The following is a 17,656-nucleotide window of genomic DNA, read 5'->3' as shown; positions in this document are numbered from 1 at the left end:
CAGCCTTTTAGGTCACCCCGTGCCCCGGCCCCGCATCCACCCCGAGGACGGCCGTCGGCCGGTCAGGCCGGTCGGTCCGGGAGCGGCAGCGGGAGGGCGGGCAGGCCGTCGATGCTGGTGCCCACGTACGGCTTGCGCTCGCAGTAGGCGTTGAACTCCTCCTCGCCCTTGCGGTCGAAGTACTGGGCGTGCAGGTCCCGGTCGGCGCGGTAGTCCATGAACGGCACCGCGTAGCCGCAGGAGTCGCTGACCCGCTCCGCGCGGACCAGCACGATCGCCCGCAGTCCGGCGCCGTCCGCACCGGGCTCGAAGTGGGCGAGCAGCTCGGCGAAGCGCGGGTCGTCGCGGAAGACCGGCTCGCCCCGGCCGTGCACCCGGACCACGGTGGGCGGGCCGTCGAAGGCGCACCACATCAGGGTGATCCGGCCGTTCTCCCGCAGGTGGGCGACGGTTTCGGCCTGTGAGCCGCCGAAGTCCAGGTAGGCGAGGGTGAGTTCGTCGAGGACGGCGAGGGTGCCGGAACGGCCCTTGGGCGACAGGTTGACGTGTCCGTCGGCGGCCAGCGGTGCGGTCGCGACGAAGTAGACGGGCTGGCGTTCGATGAACTGCCGCAGCCGGCCGTCGATGCTTTCGTACTGTTTCCCCATGTCCGCCATTGTGCCCCCGTCTCGCTGAGCGAGAAGGGGATTCCACCCACCGAGACGGACGCCACGCCCGGCCGCCGGGCCCGGCGGGCGCGTCACCGGCTCAGGTAGACGCTGTCCATGAACTCGATGATCTGCTGGTCCGTCAGCCGGTGGCCCTCGCGGTGCCCCATCGCCAGGTCGGCCTCGCTGATCATGCCGACCAGGCGCTCGCCGTCGATCACCGGGATGCGCCGGATCTGGTGCTGCTCCATCTTCTTGAGCACCACCTCCATGCTGTCCTCGGCCCGCACGCAGTGCAGGTGCCCGGCCAGTTCGATGGCCGTCATCCGGGCCGGGTCCTTGCCCTCGGCGAGACAGCGCACCACGATGTCGCGGTCGGTGATGATGCCGTGCAGCTTCTGGTCGTCGCCGCAGATCGGCAGCGCGCCCACGTCCTTCTCGCGCATCATCCGCGCGGCCTCGTCCAGGGTCTGGTGGGCGCCGATGCACTGGGCGCCGGTGTGCATGATGTCTCGGGCAGTGGTCACGGGGACTCCTTCGTCGGTGTTGCCCCCCGACGGTCCTCCCCCACGCGGCGCACCGCGGCTGCGCGGGGTGACCGTGCCCTCACCATAGGCACCCGCGCTCCCGCCCGCGACCCCGGGCCCCGATACTGGACCACGTGAGCACGCAAGCCACCGGGGCGGTCGACGAGGCCGTCCACGCCCGGCCCGCGGCGGCGCTGCGCCCGTACGTGGCCTGGTACTCGGGCTACCGGCAGCGCGGCCTGGCCCCCGCCGTGCACCGCGGCCTGCCGTCCCCGTACCTGACCTTCATCCTCACCCTGGACGAGCCGCTGGTGATCGTCGGCCACCCCGATCCGGCGCAGCCGCCGGGCAGTTACCCCACGCTGCTCGGCGGGCTGCACACCTCCCCCGCGCTGATCACCCACGAGGGCGCCCAGTCCGGGGTGCAGATCGCCGTGCACCCGCTCGCCGCCCGGGCGCTGTTCGGGCTGCCCGCCGGGGAGTTGGCCGGCATCGACCTCCCGGCGGAGCAGCTGCTCGGGCGGCTCGGCCCGCTCCTGCACGAGCGGCTCCGGGCGGCCGACGGCTGGGCGGAGCGGTTCGCGGTGCTGGACTCGGCGCTGCTGCGGGCCGCTCGGCCGTCCGGGCGGGTGCCGCCGGAGGTGGGCTGGGCCTGGCGGGCGCTGCGCCGCAGCGGCGGCGCGCTGCCGGTGGCGGAGCTGGCCCGGGAGACCGGGTGGAGCGCCCGGCACCTCCAGGAGCGGTTCCGCCGGGAGACCGGGCTCACCCCGAAGGCGGCCGCCCGGGTGATCCGCTTCGACCGGGCCCGGCACCTGCTCGCGGCCGGGTCGCCGCCGCCCCGGCTGGCGGAACTGGCCGCCCGCTGCGGCTACTTCGACCAGGCGCACCTGGCCCGGGAGTTCCGCGCGCTGGCCGGCGCCGCACCGAGCGCCTGGCTGGCGGCGGAGGGCCCGGAGGAGGGGAAGCCGTTCCGAAACGTCCAAGGCGGGACGGGCGCGGCCGCTGCAGAGTGGGAGGCGTGAGCACCCGAACCGAGGAGTGATCGTGATGGACACCGAGACCCCCGCACCGCAGGTCTGGCCCACCCTGCGCGCCACCGACGCCCGGGCCCTGATCCGCTTCCTGTCGGACGCCTTCGGCTTCCAGGAGGTGGTCAGCTACGGGGAGGGCGACTTCGTCGCCCACGCCGAGCTGGCCTGGCCGGAGGGCGGCGGCGTGATGCTCGGCTCGGTGCGCGAGACCGCGCCGGGCCAGTGGCGCGGCGAGCCGGGCAGCTTCAGCGCGTACGTGGTCACCGCCGACCCGGACGGCGTGCACGCCCGGGCGGTCGCCGCCGGGGCCCGGATCACCACCGGGCTGACCGAGACGGACTACGGCTCGCGGGACTTCGCGGCCGCCGACCCGGAGGGCAACCACTGGTACTTCGGCACCTACCCGGGCGCGCCCCGGCCCGCCCCGGCGCCCTGACGCCCGGCCGCGCACCGTAACGCCCGGCCCCGCGCCGGCCACCGGCCCCGGGGCGGCGAGCGCCGTCCCGGGGCAGACTGGCTGCGGGGGCCACCCCCGGGAGCCTTCGGAGGCCGCCGATGCCACAGCTGACGGTGGACGGACGCACCCTCGCCCTGTCCCACCTCGACAAGGTGTACTACCCGAGCATCGGCACCCCCAAGGGCGAGGTGCTGCGCTACTACGCCGCCGTGCACACCGCCCTGCTCCCCCACCTGCGCGACCGCCCGGTGTCCTTCCTGCGCTGCCCGGACGGCGTCGAGGCGGAGGTGTTCGTCGCCAAGAACCCGCCGCCCGGCACCCCCGACTGGGTGCGCACGGTGGACGTGCCGACCAGCGGCGAGCGGCTGCGCCAGGTGGTCCTGGAGGACGGCGCGGCGCTGCTCGCGCTCGCCAACCTGGGCTGCCTGGAACTGCACGTCCCGCAGTGGCACGCCGCCGCGCCCGGCCTGGCCGACCGGCTGGTGCTGGACCTCGACCCGGGCGACGGCGCCACCGTCCTGACCTGCCGGGCGGTGGCGCTGCTGCTGCGCGAGCGGCTGGCCGCGGACGGACTGTCGGCCTGGGTGAAGACCTCCGGTTCCAAGGGCCTGCACCTGCTGGTGCCGATCGAGCCCACACCCAGCGCCGAGGTCTCCGGGTACGCCAAGGCGCTGGCCGCCGCCCTGGAGACGGCACACCCTGAGCTGGTGGTGCACACCATGGCCAAGGCCCGGCGCCGGGGCCGGGTGCTGGTCGACTGGTCGCAGAACAACGCCAGGAAGACCACCGCCGCCCCCTACACGCTGCGCGCCCGCCCGCTGCCGACGGTCTCCACCCCGCTGTCCTGGGCGGAGCTGGAACGGGCCCGCGGGGAGGCGGAACTGGTCTTCACGCTCGCCGAGTTGCCCGGCCGGCTGGCGGCGCACGGCGACCTGTTCGCACCGCTGCTGGACCCGGCCGAGGCCCGGCCGCTGCCGGCTCTGCCCTCCGCGCCGCCGCCGCTCCGCACCCAGCAGGCGCAGGTGCTGCAGCCACCCGTCGAGGTGATGCGCCCCGCCGCCGTGCACGCCGTCCCGCCCGCCGACGGGCTGGGCGGCGGCGGTGTGCAGTACGAGCTCAAGCTGGACGGCTTCCGCTGCCTCGCCTTCGCCCGCGGCGAGCGCCCGGCGTTCCTGCAGGCCCGCAGCGGCCGCGACCTCGCGCCCGAGTTCCCGCCGATCGCCGCCGCCGTCGCCCGGCTGCCCGAGGGGCTGGTGCTGGACGCCGAGCTGGTCGCCTGGCGGTCCGGCCGGTTCGCCTTCGAGGAACTGCTGCACACCCGCCGGGCCCGGGCCGCCGCCCCGGACGTCGCACTCGGGCTGATCGCCTTCGACCTGCTCGCACTGCCCGGCCGGGACGTCCGGCGACTGCCGCTCACCGACCGGCGCCGCCTGCTGCTCGCCGCCCTGGCCGACGTCCCACCGCCGATCCAGCCGGTCCTGGCCACCACCGATCGGGCGGAGGCGCTGGAGTGGATGACGGGCCTGGCCGACACCGGCGTGGAGGGACTGGTCTGCAAGGCCGCGGCCTCCCCCTACCGGGCGCAGGGCGCGGGCCGGGTCTGGGTCAAGTACCGGCGCAGCGACACCGTGGACGCCACCGTCCGCGCGCTCACCGGCCCGGCCGCCCGGCCGCACGCCCTGGTGCTCGGCCTGGACGACGGCCGGGTGCTGCTCACCACGCCGCGGCTCACCCCGGTCCAGGCCCGCGAGGTCGCCCGGGCCGCCGGACCGCTGCTGGGCCCGCCCGCGGTCGACCCCGACCACGGCGAGGTGCACCCGCTCACCGGCCCGCTGCGCGCCGAGCTGACCCTCACCGGCCGCCCGCCCACGGCCACCTTCGTCCGCCTGCGCGGGGACTGAGCCGCCGGTCCGGGACTGCGGGACCTGCCGGGTCCGCGGAATCCGTCCGGCCCGAACGGCCGTGTCACCGCCGCCGCTTCGCCGCCGCGTGGGCGAACTCGGTGACCAGGGTGTCCTCGAACACCGGCAGGTCGGCCGGCCCGCGACCGGTCACCAGCGGGCCCGGCCCGTCCCGGCAGACGTGCACCTCCGCGTCGACCCACCGGGCGCCCGCGTTGAGCAGGTCGGTGCGCAGGCTCGGCCAGGAGGTGAGGGTGCGGCCGCGCACGGCCCCGGCCTCGATCAGCGTCCAGGGCGCGTGGCAGATCGCCGCGACCGGGCGGGCGGCGGCGCAGCAGTCCCGGACGAAGGCGACGGCCGCCCCGTCCAGCCGCAGCAGGTCCGGATTGGCCACGCCGCCGGGCAGCACCAGCCCGTCGTACCCGGCCGGATCCGCCTCGGCGACCAGGCCGTCCACCGCGAAGGTGTCCCCGAGGGCGTGCTGCCGGACGGCCTGGACCCGCCCCGGGGCGGTGGAGAGCAGCCGCGGGGTGCCGCCGGACTCGGCCACCGCCTGCCAGGCCGACGCCAGTTGGCGCTGCTCGGCGCCGTAGGGGGCGACCAGGAAGGCGATCGTCCGGCCGGTCAGGGTGGTGGACGGCCAGCCCATGGCTCAGTGCCGGCGGGGGACGGTGAGGTTCTCGGCCGGCGGCGGGGCGGTGCCCAGCCGGGCCCGCGGGCAGTCCAGGTGGACGCTGCGGTCCAGGTGGTCGATCCGGGCGACCACGCCGACCGGGACGAGTACCCGGGCGCCCGGCACCCAGGGGGCGGCGTCGACCCGCAGGTGGTCGCCGGCATCCTGTTCGACCCGGCCGAGCGGGCCGTCGGTGCCGTGCACCTCGTACCCGACCAGGCTGAGGTCGGCGGCGGGATGGGAGCCCGGACGGTACTCCCACAGGTCAGTGCTCATCGGGTCACCTCACGCCTCCGGGCGGTCCCAGGGCCGACGTTCGCGGCCTTCGCCCCGGTCCTCGCGGCCGTCGCCACGGTCCCGGCGCTCACGGCGTCCGGTCCGCCCGCCCGGCCCACCCGGCTCCGGATCGATGCCGCCGGCGCCGCGCTCCCGCCGCCGCCGCAACAGCACCGCGGCCGCCACCGACGCCGCCACCGTGGCCGCCCAGACCACCCCGAGGGCGGTCAGCACGGCGGTGGTCGGGGTGCGCACGCCGATGGCCACGCACAGCGACGTCATCACCAGCGCGGTCAGCAGCACCCCCGCCGAGACCCGGCGCCCGACGCCGCGCAGCGCGGCCCGGAACCGGTTCGGCGGGTTCGCCCCCATCGTGCTCAACTTCCGGTCGAGACGCGTGTCCTGGCGCAGATCGGACTCGATCTCCTCAAGGAGCCGCCGCTCCCGTCCGCTCAACGCGGGTCCGTCCATCTCGGTCACCTCCGACACTTCGGGTGACGTGCTCGCACCCGGGCGGTTGCCCGGTACGGGCCGGCGTTAACCGTTCCGGGGGCCGCCGGTTGCGGCGGCCACGCGCCCGAAGGCCCGGGGACGGGCGAGCAGGCTGTCGTCCAGGACACGCAGCAGGGCGGCGGCGTCGCGGTGGACCTCCGCCGCGCCGGCCGCCCGCAGCTCCGGACCGGCGTCCCCGCCGGCCTCCAGGGCGACGCAGGGCACCCCGGCCCGGCGCGCCGCCCGCACCTCGCGCACGCTTCCGGCGACGGCCACGGCGTGCGAGGCCGCGCCGTCCACCAGCGCCAGCGCGGCCCGTACCGGGTCGTCGCCGGGGGCGGTCACGGTCAGCGCGGGCGCCCCGGCCGGGCCGGGACCGGTCAGCACGACCGTCCAGCCCCGCGCGGCGCACTCGCGCAGCAGCTCGGCGCCGCCGGGCGGCCGGGGCCACCAGTCGGTACCGAAGAGAGCCGCCGAGATCACCGTCATGGCTACCGCTCCCGCTTCCGTACTCGGGCCGGTGCGCCGCCCTCCGCGGGCCGCGCACCGGATGCGCCCTTCCAGGTTAGGTCGCCGCCCGGCCGGACGCGCTGCCTGCCGGGGACGGCCGCGCGACCGGGCGAAAACCGCTTGGCGGACGGTGCCCGGGCCGGAATACTCCGGTGGTCCGCGGGCGGGGGTCGCCAGCGGGTCGAGGTCGTCGCAGGGGGGAGGACGCGTGGCGGTGTTCGCGTGCGCCGGGTGCGGCGCGGAGCTGACGGCGCCGGTGACGGAGGTGGCCCTGCCGCCGCACGCCCACCGGCACGGCGGGGACCGCTACCTGCCGCCCCTGCTGGAACCGGGGACCTTCGCCGTCGACCCCGAGCCGTCCGAGCGCCCCTGGCGGCCCTGGGCGGCGGTCACGGCCGCCGAGGCCGCCGCCCAGGGCGTGTACGCACCCGTCGACGGCCTGTGGAGCGGCCCCGGCGGCGCGGTGCTGCTGGCCCCGGGCGACACCCGCGGCACCGTGCTGCTGCCCGGGGAGTGCGAGGGCTGCTGCGCCGCGGCCGGCGGCCCGAACCTGGCCTGCGAACGGTGCGGGCGCACGGTGGGCTCCCGGATCGACGACTGCTACCACTGGCAGAAGGTGTGGCTCCACCCAGGAGCCGTACGGCGTCTCCCGGTCGAGGGCCCGGCCCGGCCGGCCGGGGACGGCTGGGCGGTTCCGCCGCTGCCGCCGGTCAAGCCGGGCGGCTGGTGGAGCGACCGCTGGCGCGCCGCGGTCGGGACGGCCCTGGCCGAGGTGCTGGCGGCCTCCGGCGGGGAGCCGGTGGCCGTGGCCCCCGGCCTGCTCACCGAGACCTTCGGCCGCACCCTGCACCGGCTGCTCCCGGCCGGTCCCCCGGCCCGGACCCTGCGCCTGGCCGGGCCCGGCCTCGCCCCCGTCCCGCCCACGGACCTCGCCCTGGTCCCCCGCCACCCGTGGACGGGCGCCGCCTGGCAGCCGCCCGCCGGGCCCGTCACCGTGCCGCTGGACGCCGGGGTGTGGGCGTACCTGGCCTTCCCGCCGCCCCGCCTGACGACCCGGCTGCCCGCCGGGGAGGAACGCGACGACCCGCTGCCGCCGCACCCGTACCGGCTGTTCGAGCCCGCCCCCGACCTGCTGCTCCACCGCCTCGCCCGGCTCCCCGCCGTCCGGCGGCCCTGGCTGCGGGCGATCTACGATCGCCTCGGCAACCGCGATCACCAGGGCACCCCGGAGGACACCCGATGAGGATCAACCTGACCACCGTGTTCGTCGACGACCAGGACAAGGCGCTGCGCTTCTACACCGAGGTGCTCGGCTTCGTGAAGAAGGAGGAGGTCCCGGTCGGCGAGTACCGCTGGCTCACCGTGGTCTCCCCCGAACAGCCCGACGGCACCGAGCTGTTGCTGGAGCCCGACCAGCACCGCGCCGTCGGCCCGTACAAGACGGCCCTGGTCGAGGACGGCATCCCGGCCGCCCAGTTCGCGGTGGACGACGTGCACGCCGAGTACGACCGGCTGCACCGGCTCGGCGTCCGCTTCGCCCAGGAGCCGACGGCCATGGGCCCGGTCACCGTCGCGGTACTGGACGACACCTGCGGCAACCTCATCCAACTCGCCCAGTACCACCGGTAGTCGCCAGGACGAACCGGCCGGGCCAGGCCCCTTCGGCGAGCTGCGGCAGCGCCGACGCGGCGGCCCGCAGCTCGTCCTGCGACGCGGCGAACGGCTCCGGCAGGCCGGCGCCGTGGCACTGCAGCCGCCAGGCGTCGAAGGTCACCCCGTCCGGCCCGGCGGTGTCCACGTCGACCTCGACCCCGTCCGGGCCGGTGAACCGGCAGCCCGCGCCGTGCACCTGGTACAGCCGGCCGCCGACCACGCCGGTCTGCGGGATCCGGCGGCTCCGGGCGAGGTAGAGCCAGTCGACCAGGGAGGCGGCCGGCGGCCGGTGCCGGCCCAGATCGGTGAGGATCCGGTCGAGGTCCGCGAGGTAGCCCAGGACCAGTCCGCGGGCCGTGGTCACCGGGCGGCGCCGGGCGGCGAGCGCCGGATCGGCGCCGAGCCGCCAGGCCTCCTCCAGCACCTCGGCGTCGAGCTGGGCCACGGTGAGTTCGCCGAACTCGTTCTGGTAGTCGTCGTGGAGACCGTCGAAGGGTTCGACCAGCTCCAGCCGGTGCCCGAAGGCCTCGTGCAGCAGCGCGGTGAAGCGGCGGGGGGCCAGTTGCCCGGACATCACCCGCCGGGCCAGCGCCCGGACGCCCGCCTCCTCCGTCGCCCGATCGTCCCGTACCGGCCGGGGCAGGCCGAGCTCGGCGCAGGCGGCGTCCAGCAGCTCCGGCAGCCGGTCATCGGCCTCGCCCCGTTCCAGCGCGGCCAGTTCGCCCAGCGCCGGGCCGTCGCGGCCGGCGGCCAGCGCCTCGACGGCGGCGTCGACCACGGCGGCGGCCGGGGCCAGCCGCGCGCCCCAGAGGGCGACGGCCTCGTGGAGGTTCCACCACGGCTGATCGGTAGCGGTCATCCGGTCATGATCGCCTGCCCCGGCGCCGCCGTCACCCGGGTTTCCGGCCGCTCCTCAACGTCCGGGCGACGGCGACCAGTTCAGCAGTCGGGCCGGGTTGTCGACGGTGGCGGCGCGCAGGGCCGGCGGGTCCAGGTGGGCGGCCGGCCAGGCGAGGCAGTCGGCGTAGGTCCGGCCGTCCTCGTGCCGGGTCCAGGGCCAGTCGCTGCCCCACAGCAGGCGTCGCTGGCCGGCCTCCGCCAGGACCCGGCGCAGCATCCGGCCGGCCCGGCCGGGGGCGCAGCGGTAGGGCGCGGAGACCTTGAGCCACACGTGGTCACGCCCGGTCAGGTCCAGAACCGTGCGGTCGGCCTCCTCGGAGGCCCCGGACGCGCCGGGCAGGCCGAGGTGGTCGATCACCACGGCGGACGGCCAGGTGCGCAGGGCGGGTGCGAGGATCGTCCACTGGCCGTCCGCCGCGTGCACCTCCAGGTGTCGGCCGCGGTCGGCCAACAGTGCGCCCAACTGCCGCCAGTGCGGGGCGGTGAGGTCGGGGACCGGACGGCCGATCAGGTTGAGCCGGACGCCCGCGACGCCGTCGACGGCGAGCGGGGCGAGGGCCTCCGGGCGGTGCAACCGGTCCTGGTCCAGTACGACGACGGCGCGGAACCGGGTGGGGTGCCGGGCCAGGCAGTCGAGCAGGAAGTCGTTGCGCGCCCCCAGGAAGCTGGGCTGGACGAGGACCGCGCCGCCGATGCCGTGCCGGTCGAGCAGGGCCAGGTAGGCCGCCGGGAGGGCGTCGCGGTCCGGGAGGTAGCGGGGGCGGTCGACGCTCGGCAGGCCGCGGTGGAACACATGGGCGTGGAAGTCCACCGACTCGGCCGTTTCGCAGGTCACTTGGCGATGCTAAGGCCCGCCTGGACCCACACCTGACGAAGTGTCATATTGGCCACATGTTCGCCAACATACTGACGTGCTCACGATCATATCTGCCAACTCCCGCCGTCCGCCGCCCCATCGGCGCCAGGTGAGGAGCGGACATGCGCGAGTGGTACCGCGAGACCTCCCCCGCCGGCCGGCGGGCGTTCTGGACCACCTTCGGCGGCTGGGCGCTGGAGGGCGCCGACGCCCAGATCTACGGCCTGGTGCTGCCGACCCTCACCTCACTGTGGCATCTCACCGGCGGCCAGGGCGGGTTGGCGTCCTCGGCCACCCTGATCAGCACCGCGCTCGGCGGCTGGCTGGCCGGGGCGGCCTCCGACCGCTGGGACCGGGTGACCGTGCTGCGCTTCACCATCGCCTGGTACGCGGTGGCGACCGCGCTGGTCGGCTTCGCCGACGACTTCCCGTCCCTGCTCACGCTGCGCTGCCTCCAGGGCCTCGGCTTCGGCGGTGAGTGGGCCGCGGGCACGGTACTGATCAGCGAGTACGTGACCTCCCGGCACCGGGGCCGGGTACTCGGGGCGGTGCAGAGCGGGTGGGCGGTCGGCTGGGCCTTCACCCTGGCCGCCTACTCGGTGCTGGTCGCCGTCCTGCCGGAAGCCTGGGCGTGGCGGGCGATGTTCTGGCTCGGCGTGCTGCCCGCGCTGCTGGTGCTCGCCCTGCGCCGCGGGATCCCCGACCCCACCGCCGAGCAGCGGCGCCGGGAGCCGGCCTCGCCGACCGCGATCTTCCGCCCCGGTCTGCTGCGGGTCACCGTGCTCGGCGCCCTGCTGGGGCTCGGCAGCCACGGCGGCTACTACGCCCTGACCACCTTCCTGCCGACCTACCTCCACACCACCCGGCACCTGTCGGTGATGAGCAGCGGCGGGCACCTCACGGTCTTCATCGCCGGCTCGTTCCTCGGCTACCTCGCCTCGGGCCGGCTCTCCGACCGGATCGGCCGCCGCCGCAACGTGCTGGTCTTCGCGGTGGGCTGCCTGGTGACCCTGCTGCCCTACCTGCTGCTGCCGCTCGGCGACCTGGGCACCCTGGTCGCGGGCGCGCCGCTCGGGTTCTTCTCGGCCGGCATCCCCGGCGGGCTGGGCGCGCTGTTCGCCGAGCTGTACCCGACCCGGGTCCGGGGCAGCGGGCAGGGCTTCTGCTACAACCTCGGCCGGGTGGTCAGCGCCGCGTTCCCCGCCCTGGTCGGCCACCTCTCCGGGCGGCTGGGCCTGGCGGCGAGCATCGCGCTGTTCGCCGGGTTCGCCTACGCCCTGGCGGCCGTCGCCGCCGCCTGCCTCCCCGAGGGCCGGAACCCCGAACCACCGCTCGCCCCGGCCCCCGTCACCGCCTCGGGCTGACCTACTTGGGGGCCGAGGCCAGGGAGGCGACCGCCTCGGCCACGCTGGCGCGGTAGACGCCCATCTTCGGGTCCAGCACCTTCGCGCCACCCGGGAGCGGGAAGTTCTGGGTGTTGGCGAGCGGCATGTTGGTGTCGTCGTCGTCAGCCAGCACGTTGATCTCGTTGATGCCGGGGACGGTTCCGGTGGTGGCGCCGCTCGGGTTGACGTCGATCGCCACGTAGGCGTTCTTGCCCGCCCCGACGGTGAACCGCTCGGTGCCGCTGGCCAGGATCGGCTTGAGGTTCTTGCTCTGGTCCTGGGCGGTGGAGTTGCCCAGGTTGACCCCCGGGGTGGCACTCAGGGTGCAGGCGCTGCCGCCGGTGTTCTTCACGTCGATCACGAACTGGGTGGGAGCCCCGGAGCGGGGCGTCATGTGGATCGACAGGTTCTGGATGTCGCACGGGCCGCCGGCCGCGCCGGTTCCACCGGTCGCGCCGCCGTTCCCACCGGGGCGGCCGGTGCCTGAGGGCTTCGGCGCGTGGGTGCTGGGGTGCGAGGTGGCCGGGGCGCCCGTCGCCGAGGGCGCACCGGGCGCCGCGCCGGTCGCGGGGGCCGTCGCCCCGGCGACCGGGTCGCTGTTGTCGGGCCCGCAGGCGGTCAGCGCGAGTCCGGCACCGGCGACGAGGACGACGGTGGCGAGCAGCGGGCGGCGGCGGCGGACGGACATGACGGCTCCTTGATGTCGACGGGTGAGAGCGGGTGTGGTCGGTGCGAACACACCACAGGACGGTGGACCGACGGGTTTCGGTGCCACCCGGGGCGTCACAATCGCCGGGACATGACAGGGACGGGACTGTGACATTGACTCAGCTTCCGGACCGGCCGGGGGCGGTGGGTGTGGGGGTGAGCGTGCGGGTCACCAGGAGGTGGCGTCGTCCATGGACTGCTGCCAGTAGGTGACCTTGAGGGAGTCGTCGACGTAGACGCCCTTGGCGGGCAGGGCGGGGTGGGCTCCGGTGCCGACGCTCCCGCTCATGGCGGGGCCGGAGAAGTAGACGGTCAGCGAGGTGGCGGTGTAGCCGTGCCCGGCGTTGCCGCCGTCGGTGGACGAGAGGTTGATGGAGGCGTAGCCGGACTCGCCGGGCTGGAGGGTGACGACGGCCTGGGGCTTGGAGTCCTCGATGACCGGGGGCACGGCCTGGGCCTCGCCGAAACGCACCGCCGGGTAGCCGTACAGGAAGCACGCCCCGGTACCCGTGTTGGTGACGGTCAGCAGCATGTGGTTGACCGGACGGTTCAACGGGGCCGCGGTGGTCTTGGTGTTGCCGCCTTCGCAGGTGCCCGGCTCGGCGGGCTTGGCGGGCTTGGACGGCGCCGGGATCCGGGTCGGGGCCTTCGGGGCGGTGGTCGGGGCCTTGCCGGTGTCGCCGGACGCGCCGTCCCCGGATGCGGCGGCGGACGGCGCGGGGGCCGTCGGTGCGGGGGCCGTCGGCGCGCCGGAGGAGGCGGCCTTGAGCGTCGGGCCGGTGGCCGTCGCGATGTCCCCGCTGTCGTTGTCGGTGCACGCGGTCAGCGAGAGGGCGGCGAGCGCGACGCTCGCCGCGACGGCCAGTCGGACGCGGGAGGTGCGGACGGACATGCGGGGTGCCCCTTTCGGCGGTCTCCCGGTCGGCGGCCCGACCGGATGACCCGAAGCCTGCGGCGCGAGCCGTCCCGGCCACCACACCTGACGGCACGATGGGTAGGGTGGAACGGCGAAACGGGCTCTGACCAGTGGAAGTTGACGGGGCCTGGAACGCTGGAACGGGACGCGGGGGGAACGGAGGGGACGGGTGTCGGAGGACACGGGGACCACGGAGGCGGCGGAGTTCGCACGGCTCCTGAGCGAACTCAAGACCCGCTCGGGCCTGAGTTACGGGACGCTGGCCAAGCGGTTGCACATGAGCACGTCGACCTTGCACCGCTACTGCAGCGGCGCGGCGCTGCCCAACGAGTACCAGCCGGCGGAGCGCTTCGCCCGGCTGTGCCGGGCCACGCCGGACGAGCTGGTGGCGCTGCACCGCAGCTGGATCCTGGCGGACGCGGCCCGCGGCCGCCGGGTGGAACGGGCGGAACGGGCGGAGCCGGTCAGCGGACCGGTCGGCGCACCAACCGGGGCACCGGCCGTCGAACCGGTCATGGAACCGGTCGGAGCACCGGCCGTCGAACCGGTCACCGAACCGGGACGCGCCCGGCCGGCCACCGCCGACTCCGCCGAGGAGGACCCGGTGATCGAGGTGGGAGCGCCGACCGCCCCACCGCGGCGCCGCCGCGGGGTGCTGATCGCCTCCGCCGCGGGCGTCGTCCTGCTGACCGTCGCCCTGGTCGTGGCGCGCCCGGCCCTCTGGAGCGGCGGGACCGGCACGGGCGACCAGCAGCCCGCCGGCGCCGCGGCGGCGGCCGGCACCGCGACGGCCCCGGCGACCGACGGCCCGCCGGGCACGACGGCGGAGCTGGCGGTGGGCGGCGGCCCGGAACCGACGACGACGGACGCACCCGCCGGGCCGGACCCGTCCGTCCCCGCTCCGTCCTCCTCGGCCACCGGCTCGGCCACCGCCCCGGCCGCTGCCGGGGTCACCGCCGGGGCGACCACCGGCACGGCGTCCCCGGGCCGGGCGGCCACGTCCACCCCGACCGGCAGCACCACCGCGCCGATCACCGTCGGCACCCGCCCGTACGTCTACGACGACCCGTGCAGCCAGCACTTCCTGGTCAACAGCGCGCCCGCCCAGGTCGGCCCGCCCGCAGCCGAGCGCGACGCCCCGCGCTGGGCCGCCGCCTACGGCGCGGTCTCCTCCGGCGAGCAGGAGGTCGCACTGACCGTTCAGGGCACCGGTGCGGACACCGTCGTCCTGGAGGCACTGCACGTGCGGATCACCTCCAAGGGCGCGCCGCTGGCCTGGAACGACTACTCGATGGGGGTCGGCTGCGGCGGCGGGGTCGAGACCAAGTCCTTCGACATCGACCTCGACCGGGGCAGTCCGGTGATCACCGTCAAGGGCGGCCAGCGCGACTTCCCGTACAAGGTCAGCAAGACCGACCCCGAGGTCTTCTACGTCGTCGCGCACACCAAGGCGCACGACGTCCGGTGGGACCTCACGCTGGACTGGTCCAGCGGCGACCGCCACGGCAGCGTGAAGGCCGACAACGGCGGTACACCGTTCCGGACCAGCGCGAACGTCAACCGGCCCGGCTACGACTACCCGCTGGGCGGCGGCGAGTGGATCAAGCGCGAGGGCGGCTGAGCCGGGCCCCCTCCACCGGCCCGGGCCCGCCTTCGGCCCGGGCCCGCCACCCGCTCAGGCGAGGCGCGGCTCCGGGTCGGTGGCCAGCCGGGCGTGCAGGTGCTCGTCGTGGTACGGGCGGTCGCCGTCGCGGTAGGAGGCCCGCAGGGTCCCCTCGTACGGGAAGCCGGCCCGGGCGGCGACCCGGCAGGACGGGGCGTTGTCGACGGCGTGGTACAGCTCGATCCGGCGCACGCCGGCGGTGCGCACGCCCCACCTGGTGACGGCGTCGGCGGTGCGGGTGGCCAGGCCCCGGCCGCGGGCGGCGGCGAGCAGCCAGTAGCCGACCATGGCGATGCCCTCGGCCCGGTCGGTCCACTTCAGGACGACGTTGCCGCACAGGGTGCCGTCGGCCGCGTCGGTGATGGCGAAGCAGGCGGTGCTGCCGTCCGCCCAGCGCTCGTCCGCGCGGTCGAGGTAGGCCTCGGCACCGGCCGGACGGGTGGCGTCGGTCAGCGGGTTCCAGCGGGCGACCTCCCGGTCCGCGGCGGCCGCCATCACGGCGGCGACCGTCCCCCCGGTCAGGTCGAGGGCACGGCCCCAGGGGCGCAGCCGGACGTCGCCGAGGTCGAGGACGGTGGGCTGGAAGAGGCTCCGGTCGGTCGCCGTGTCGCTGCTGGTCACCCTCCCTTCCTACGCCCGGTGCGGCCGCGGCCGCCACCGAATTTCCGGGCCGGACGGAGCGGGCGGAAGGGAAGAGCGCCCGGCGACCGGCCGGGGCCGGGCCGCCGGGCGCTCGTCGGAGCGTCAGATCCGCGCCAGGTAGCCGTTCTCGACCAGCCAGAGCACGTTCAGCTTGGCCGGCCCGCCGGGGAGCAGCGTCGCGTCGAGCTGGTACTGCAGGCCCCAGCCGGGCTGGTTGAACCAGGGCGCGATCGGTCCGGCGTGCACCGTGAAGGGCTTGACCACCTTGTAGTCGTGGTAGTTGCAGCCGGCCGCCGGGGTGCCGTCCAGGCTCTGCGGGGGTATCGCGCGGTTGGCGTACGGCAGGCCCTCGGGGGCGAGGAAGGCGCCGTACTCGCTGCCGTAGCGGTCGATGTTCTGGTTCGGGTAGAGCGTGAGGTCGAACTCGACCGGGGAGCCGTCGGGCAGGGTGACGTAGCCGTCGGCCGGCGGGTACTTCCAGCCGCCCTTGCCGCCGTTGGCGCCCTGGTCGTAGTAGGTGGCGAGGAAGTCCTGCTCGCTGGCGCCGCCGGTGCGCTGGTAGCCGAGCAGCTGGCGGCCGACCGGGCCGCTGCTCGGGAGGTCCTGCGGGCCGAGCCGCGCGTCGTCCTGCCGGAAGGCCGCCGAGCACTGGTCGGCGGGGGTGCCGGTGGTCCTGGTGCCGGTGGTCGTGGCGCTCGTGGTCGTGGCGCCGCTGGTCGAGGCTCCGGCGCCAGGGGCGGCGAGCGCGGCGGGCGCGGTCACGGCGGTGAGGGCGGCGGCCGCGGCGAGCGGCGCGACGAGCAGGCGAAGGCGAAGGCGCACGGTGTCTCCGTCGATCGGGGGCATCGGAAATGGAGCCACGGAGGGGCGTTTCGCTCACCCTCCGTGGCCAGTTCGACACCAGGCAATCCGATCACCTGATCATCCGTCAATACGACGGACCTATGGGCCGGTCGCTCTCGCCATTTTCGGCCGAAGCCGGGACACCGGCCCCGCGCACCCGGGAGGATGGGCGGTCCGGCACCGGCCTCACCGCCCCGGGGCCACCCGCCCGAGCAGGTGGAGCAGCCGGTCCAGGGCGTCCTTGGAGTCGGGCTCGGTGAGGTTGACCATCAGCCGGAACGCCGCCTTCAGCAGCGCCGGATGGCCCAGCCCGGCGGCACCGGCGGCACCGAGCAGCCGGGGGCGGCCGAGCAGGTCGGCGGCCAGCCGGCCGAGCGCGAAGTAGCCCGCGTAGGCGGAGCGAAGTTTCTGCGGGTAGGTGCGCAGGGCGAGTTCCCGGCCGCGGTCGGTGCGGCGGGCGTGCGCCTGGACGATGGTCTCGGCGGCGTAGCGGCCGGACTCCATCGCGTAGGCGATCCCCTCGCCGGTGCCGGGGCTGACCGTGCCGCCCGCGTCGCCGATCAGCAACAGGCCGTCGGCGTAGTGGGGTTGGCGGTTGAGGCCCATCGGGAGGGCGGAGCCGCGGATCGGCTCGGTGACGGCCTCGGGGTGGTACTCGTAGCCGGGCGGGAGGTCGGCGCACCAACGCCGCAGCAGCTCCCGCCAGTCGAGGTCGGTCTTCGCGGTGTCGAGGACGCCGAGGCCGACGTTGGCGGTGCCGTCACCCATGCCGAACACCCAGGCGTAGCCGGGCAGCACGCGGCGGGCGGGGTCGCCCGGGTCGCGCAGGTCGAGCCAGGCCTCCAGGTAGCGGTCGTCGTGGCGCGGGGTGGTGAAGTAGGTGCGGTAGGCCACGCCCATCGCGCGGTCGGTGCGCCGGTAGCGCTGCATGGCGACGGAGAGCCGGGTGGAGTTGCCGTCGGCGGCCACCACGATCGGGGCCCGGTACTCGACCGGCTCACGGCCCTCCCCCAGCCTGGCGCTGACGCCGGTGATCCGGCCGGTCCGCTCGTCCGTCAACGGGCCCGCCACATTGGCCCGTTCGATCAGTCGGGCGCCGGCCGCGGCGGCCCTGCGGGCGACCAGTTCGTCGAAGTCGGCGCGCCGGCGCACCAGTCCGTGGCCGGGGAAGGCGGAGAGCTCGGGCCAGTCGAACTCCAACGAGCGGCGGCCGGTGATCAGCCGCAGGCCCTTGTTGTGCAGCCAGCCGGCGCCCTCGGAGACGTCGATGCCCATGTCGACCAGCTGTTTGACGGTGCGCGGGGTGAGCCCGTCGCCGCAGACCTTCTCGCGCGGGAAGGCGGACTTCTCCAGCAGCAGGACGTCCAGGCCGGTGCGGGCGAGGTGGTAGGCGGCGGTGGCGCCGGCCGGTCCGGCACCGACCACGATGACGTCGGCGCTGTCCTCGGCCCGGGCGGGCCCCTGCCGCTCCGTGCGCACCTGCTGCTCTGGGCCGGGCATCGGTCACTCCCCCTGGGTCGGATCGGCTGACGGCTCGACCGGCGGCTGACGCGGTCGGCCGCTCGCACAACGGAGA

At 75.8% G+C, this 17,656-nt stretch carries 20 protein-coding genes and 1 pseudogene; 8 read left to right on the top strand and 13 right to left on the bottom strand.

Features of this window, described 5'->3' with window-relative positions; all coding sequences use genetic code 11:
* Window positions 1-62 precede the first annotated feature (62 nt).
* A complete protein-coding gene (locus ACIP4P_RS05305; RefSeq protein ID WP_400914967.1) occupies window positions 63-647 on the bottom strand; it encodes a pyridoxamine 5'-phosphate oxidase family protein in 585 nt (194 codons plus the stop codon).
* A 92-nt stretch (window positions 648-739) separates the two neighbouring features.
* The gene (locus ACIP4P_RS05300; RefSeq protein WP_350514214.1) at window positions 740-1,174 is read right to left on the bottom strand and encodes a CBS domain-containing protein; all 435 of its coding nucleotides are present in this window, start codon (window positions 1,172-1,174) and stop codon (window positions 740-742) included.
* Between the two features lie 134 nt (window positions 1,175-1,308).
* Here ACIP4P_RS05300 and ACIP4P_RS05295 point away from each other — a divergent pair, with 134 nt between their 5' ends.
* The 4 genes and pseudogenes from ACIP4P_RS05295 (at window position 1,309) to ACIP4P_RS05280 (ending at window position 4,563) form a co-directional block, all read left to right on the top strand.
* The gene (locus ACIP4P_RS05295; RefSeq protein WP_400914965.1) at window positions 1,309-2,196 is read left to right on the top strand and encodes a helix-turn-helix domain-containing protein; all 888 of its coding nucleotides are present in this window, start codon (window positions 1,309-1,311) and stop codon (window positions 2,194-2,196) included.
* Between the two features lie 25 nt (window positions 2,197-2,221).
* Window positions 2,222-2,641 carry a VOC family protein gene (locus ACIP4P_RS05290; RefSeq protein ID WP_400914963.1) on the top strand — a complete coding sequence of 140 codons (420 nt, stop codon included), beginning with the start codon at window positions 2,222-2,224 and terminating at the stop codon, window positions 2,639-2,641.
* A 119-nt stretch (window positions 2,642-2,760) separates the two neighbouring features.
* Window positions 2,761-3,639 (top strand): annotated as a pseudogene (ligD, locus tag ACIP4P_RS05285) (non-homologous end-joining DNA ligase); the annotation flags it as partial.
* Between the two features lie 69 nt (window positions 3,640-3,708).
* Window positions 3,709-4,563 carry a DNA ligase gene (locus tag ACIP4P_RS05280; protein ID WP_400915349.1) on the top strand — a complete coding sequence of 285 codons (855 nt, stop codon included), beginning with the start codon at window positions 3,709-3,711 and terminating at the stop codon, window positions 4,561-4,563.
* A 64-nt stretch (window positions 4,564-4,627) separates the two neighbouring features.
* Here ACIP4P_RS05280 and ACIP4P_RS05275 read toward each other — a convergent pair whose 3' ends face one another.
* From ACIP4P_RS05275 to ACIP4P_RS05260, 4 genes are all read right to left on the bottom strand, one after another.
* Window positions 4,628-5,212, bottom strand: a complete 585-nt coding sequence (locus tag ACIP4P_RS05275; RefSeq protein ID WP_400914961.1) for a DJ-1/PfpI family protein — start codon at window positions 5,210-5,212, stop codon at window positions 4,628-4,630.
* Between the two features lie 3 nt (window positions 5,213-5,215).
* Entirely contained in the window at window positions 5,216-5,512 is a 297-nt protein-coding gene (locus ACIP4P_RS05270; RefSeq protein ID WP_400914959.1) for a PRC-barrel domain containing protein, read from the bottom strand.
* 9 nt (window positions 5,513-5,521) lie between these two features.
* Window positions 5,522-5,983, bottom strand: coding sequence for a hypothetical protein (locus ACIP4P_RS05265; RefSeq protein ID WP_400914958.1), 462 nt, complete (start codon window positions 5,981-5,983; stop codon window positions 5,522-5,524).
* Window positions 5,984-6,049: 66 nt separating this feature from the next.
* Window positions 6,050-6,493: an HAD family hydrolase gene (locus ACIP4P_RS05260; protein WP_400914957.1), complete on the bottom strand. Its 444-nt coding sequence runs from the start codon at window positions 6,491-6,493 to the stop codon at window positions 6,050-6,052.
* A gap of 229 nt (window positions 6,494-6,722) precedes the next feature.
* Between ACIP4P_RS05260 and ACIP4P_RS05255 the strand changes: the two genes are divergently transcribed.
* A complete protein-coding gene (locus tag ACIP4P_RS05255) occupies window positions 6,723-7,757 on the top strand; it encodes a hypothetical protein (protein WP_400914955.1) in 1,035 nt (344 codons plus the stop codon).
* Window positions 7,754-8,143 carry a VOC family protein gene (locus ACIP4P_RS05250; protein WP_400914953.1) on the top strand — a complete coding sequence of 130 codons (390 nt, stop codon included), beginning with the start codon at window positions 7,754-7,756 and terminating at the stop codon, window positions 8,141-8,143. The genes ACIP4P_RS05255 and ACIP4P_RS05250 overlap by 4 nt, the downstream gene beginning before the upstream one ends.
* Here the strand turns inward: ACIP4P_RS05250 and ACIP4P_RS05245 are convergent.
* Window positions 8,115-9,026 carry a DUF6896 domain-containing protein gene (locus tag ACIP4P_RS05245; RefSeq protein ID WP_400914952.1) on the bottom strand — a complete coding sequence of 304 codons (912 nt, stop codon included), beginning with the start codon at window positions 9,024-9,026 and terminating at the stop codon, window positions 8,115-8,117. The genes ACIP4P_RS05250 and ACIP4P_RS05245 overlap by 29 nt on opposite strands.
* A 54-nt stretch (window positions 9,027-9,080) precedes the next feature.
* A complete protein-coding gene (locus ACIP4P_RS05240) occupies window positions 9,081-9,902 on the bottom strand; it encodes an amidohydrolase family protein (RefSeq protein ID WP_400914950.1) in 822 nt (273 codons plus the stop codon).
* A gap of 143 nt (window positions 9,903-10,045) precedes the next feature.
* On the opposite strand from ACIP4P_RS05240, the gene ACIP4P_RS05235 reads away from it, so the two are divergent.
* On the top strand, window positions 10,046-11,287 hold the full coding sequence (locus ACIP4P_RS05235; RefSeq protein WP_400914948.1) for an MFS transporter: 1,242 nt from the start codon (window positions 10,046-10,048) through the stop codon (window positions 11,285-11,287).
* A 1-nt stretch (window position 11,288) separates the two neighbouring features.
* Here the strand turns inward: ACIP4P_RS05235 and ACIP4P_RS05230 are convergent, their stop codons facing one another.
* On the bottom strand, window positions 11,289-11,996 hold the full coding sequence (locus tag ACIP4P_RS05230; RefSeq protein ID WP_400914946.1) for a DUF4232 domain-containing protein: 708 nt from the start codon (window positions 11,994-11,996) through the stop codon (window positions 11,289-11,291).
* Between the two features lie 189 nt (window positions 11,997-12,185).
* Complete coding sequence (locus ACIP4P_RS05225; protein ID WP_400914945.1) at window positions 12,186-12,908, bottom strand: DUF4232 domain-containing protein; 723 nt, start codon at window positions 12,906-12,908, stop codon at window positions 12,186-12,188.
* Window positions 12,909-13,101: 193 nt separating this feature from the next.
* Here ACIP4P_RS05225 and ACIP4P_RS05220 point away from each other — a divergent pair, with 193 nt between their 5' ends.
* Window positions 13,102-14,553, top strand: coding sequence for a helix-turn-helix domain-containing protein (locus tag ACIP4P_RS05220; protein ID WP_400914943.1), 1,452 nt, complete (start codon window positions 13,102-13,104; stop codon window positions 14,551-14,553).
* A gap of 54 nt (window positions 14,554-14,607) precedes the next feature.
* On the opposite strand, the gene ACIP4P_RS05215 is transcribed toward ACIP4P_RS05220, so the two are convergent.
* The 3 genes from ACIP4P_RS05215 to ACIP4P_RS05205 form a co-directional block, all read right to left on the bottom strand.
* The gene (locus ACIP4P_RS05215; protein WP_400914942.1) at window positions 14,608-15,216 is read right to left on the bottom strand and encodes a GNAT family N-acetyltransferase; all 609 of its coding nucleotides are present in this window, start codon (window positions 15,214-15,216) and stop codon (window positions 14,608-14,610) included.
* Between the two features lie 123 nt (window positions 15,217-15,339).
* Entirely contained in the window at window positions 15,340-16,059 is a 720-nt protein-coding gene (locus ACIP4P_RS05210; RefSeq protein ID WP_400914940.1) for a TNT domain-containing protein, read from the bottom strand.
* Window positions 16,060-16,266: 207 nt separating this feature from the next.
* Window positions 16,267-17,580, bottom strand: a complete 1,314-nt coding sequence (locus ACIP4P_RS05205; protein WP_400914939.1) for a geranylgeranyl reductase family protein — start codon at window positions 17,578-17,580, stop codon at window positions 16,267-16,269.
* Window positions 17,581-17,656 lie beyond the last annotated feature (76 nt).

Source organism: Kitasatospora sp. NPDC089509 (genome assembly GCF_044749365.1).
Taxonomy (GTDB): Bacteria; Actinomycetota; Actinomycetes; order Streptomycetales; family Streptomycetaceae; genus Kitasatospora.
This window is presented reverse-complemented; position numbering and strand designations above follow the sequence as displayed.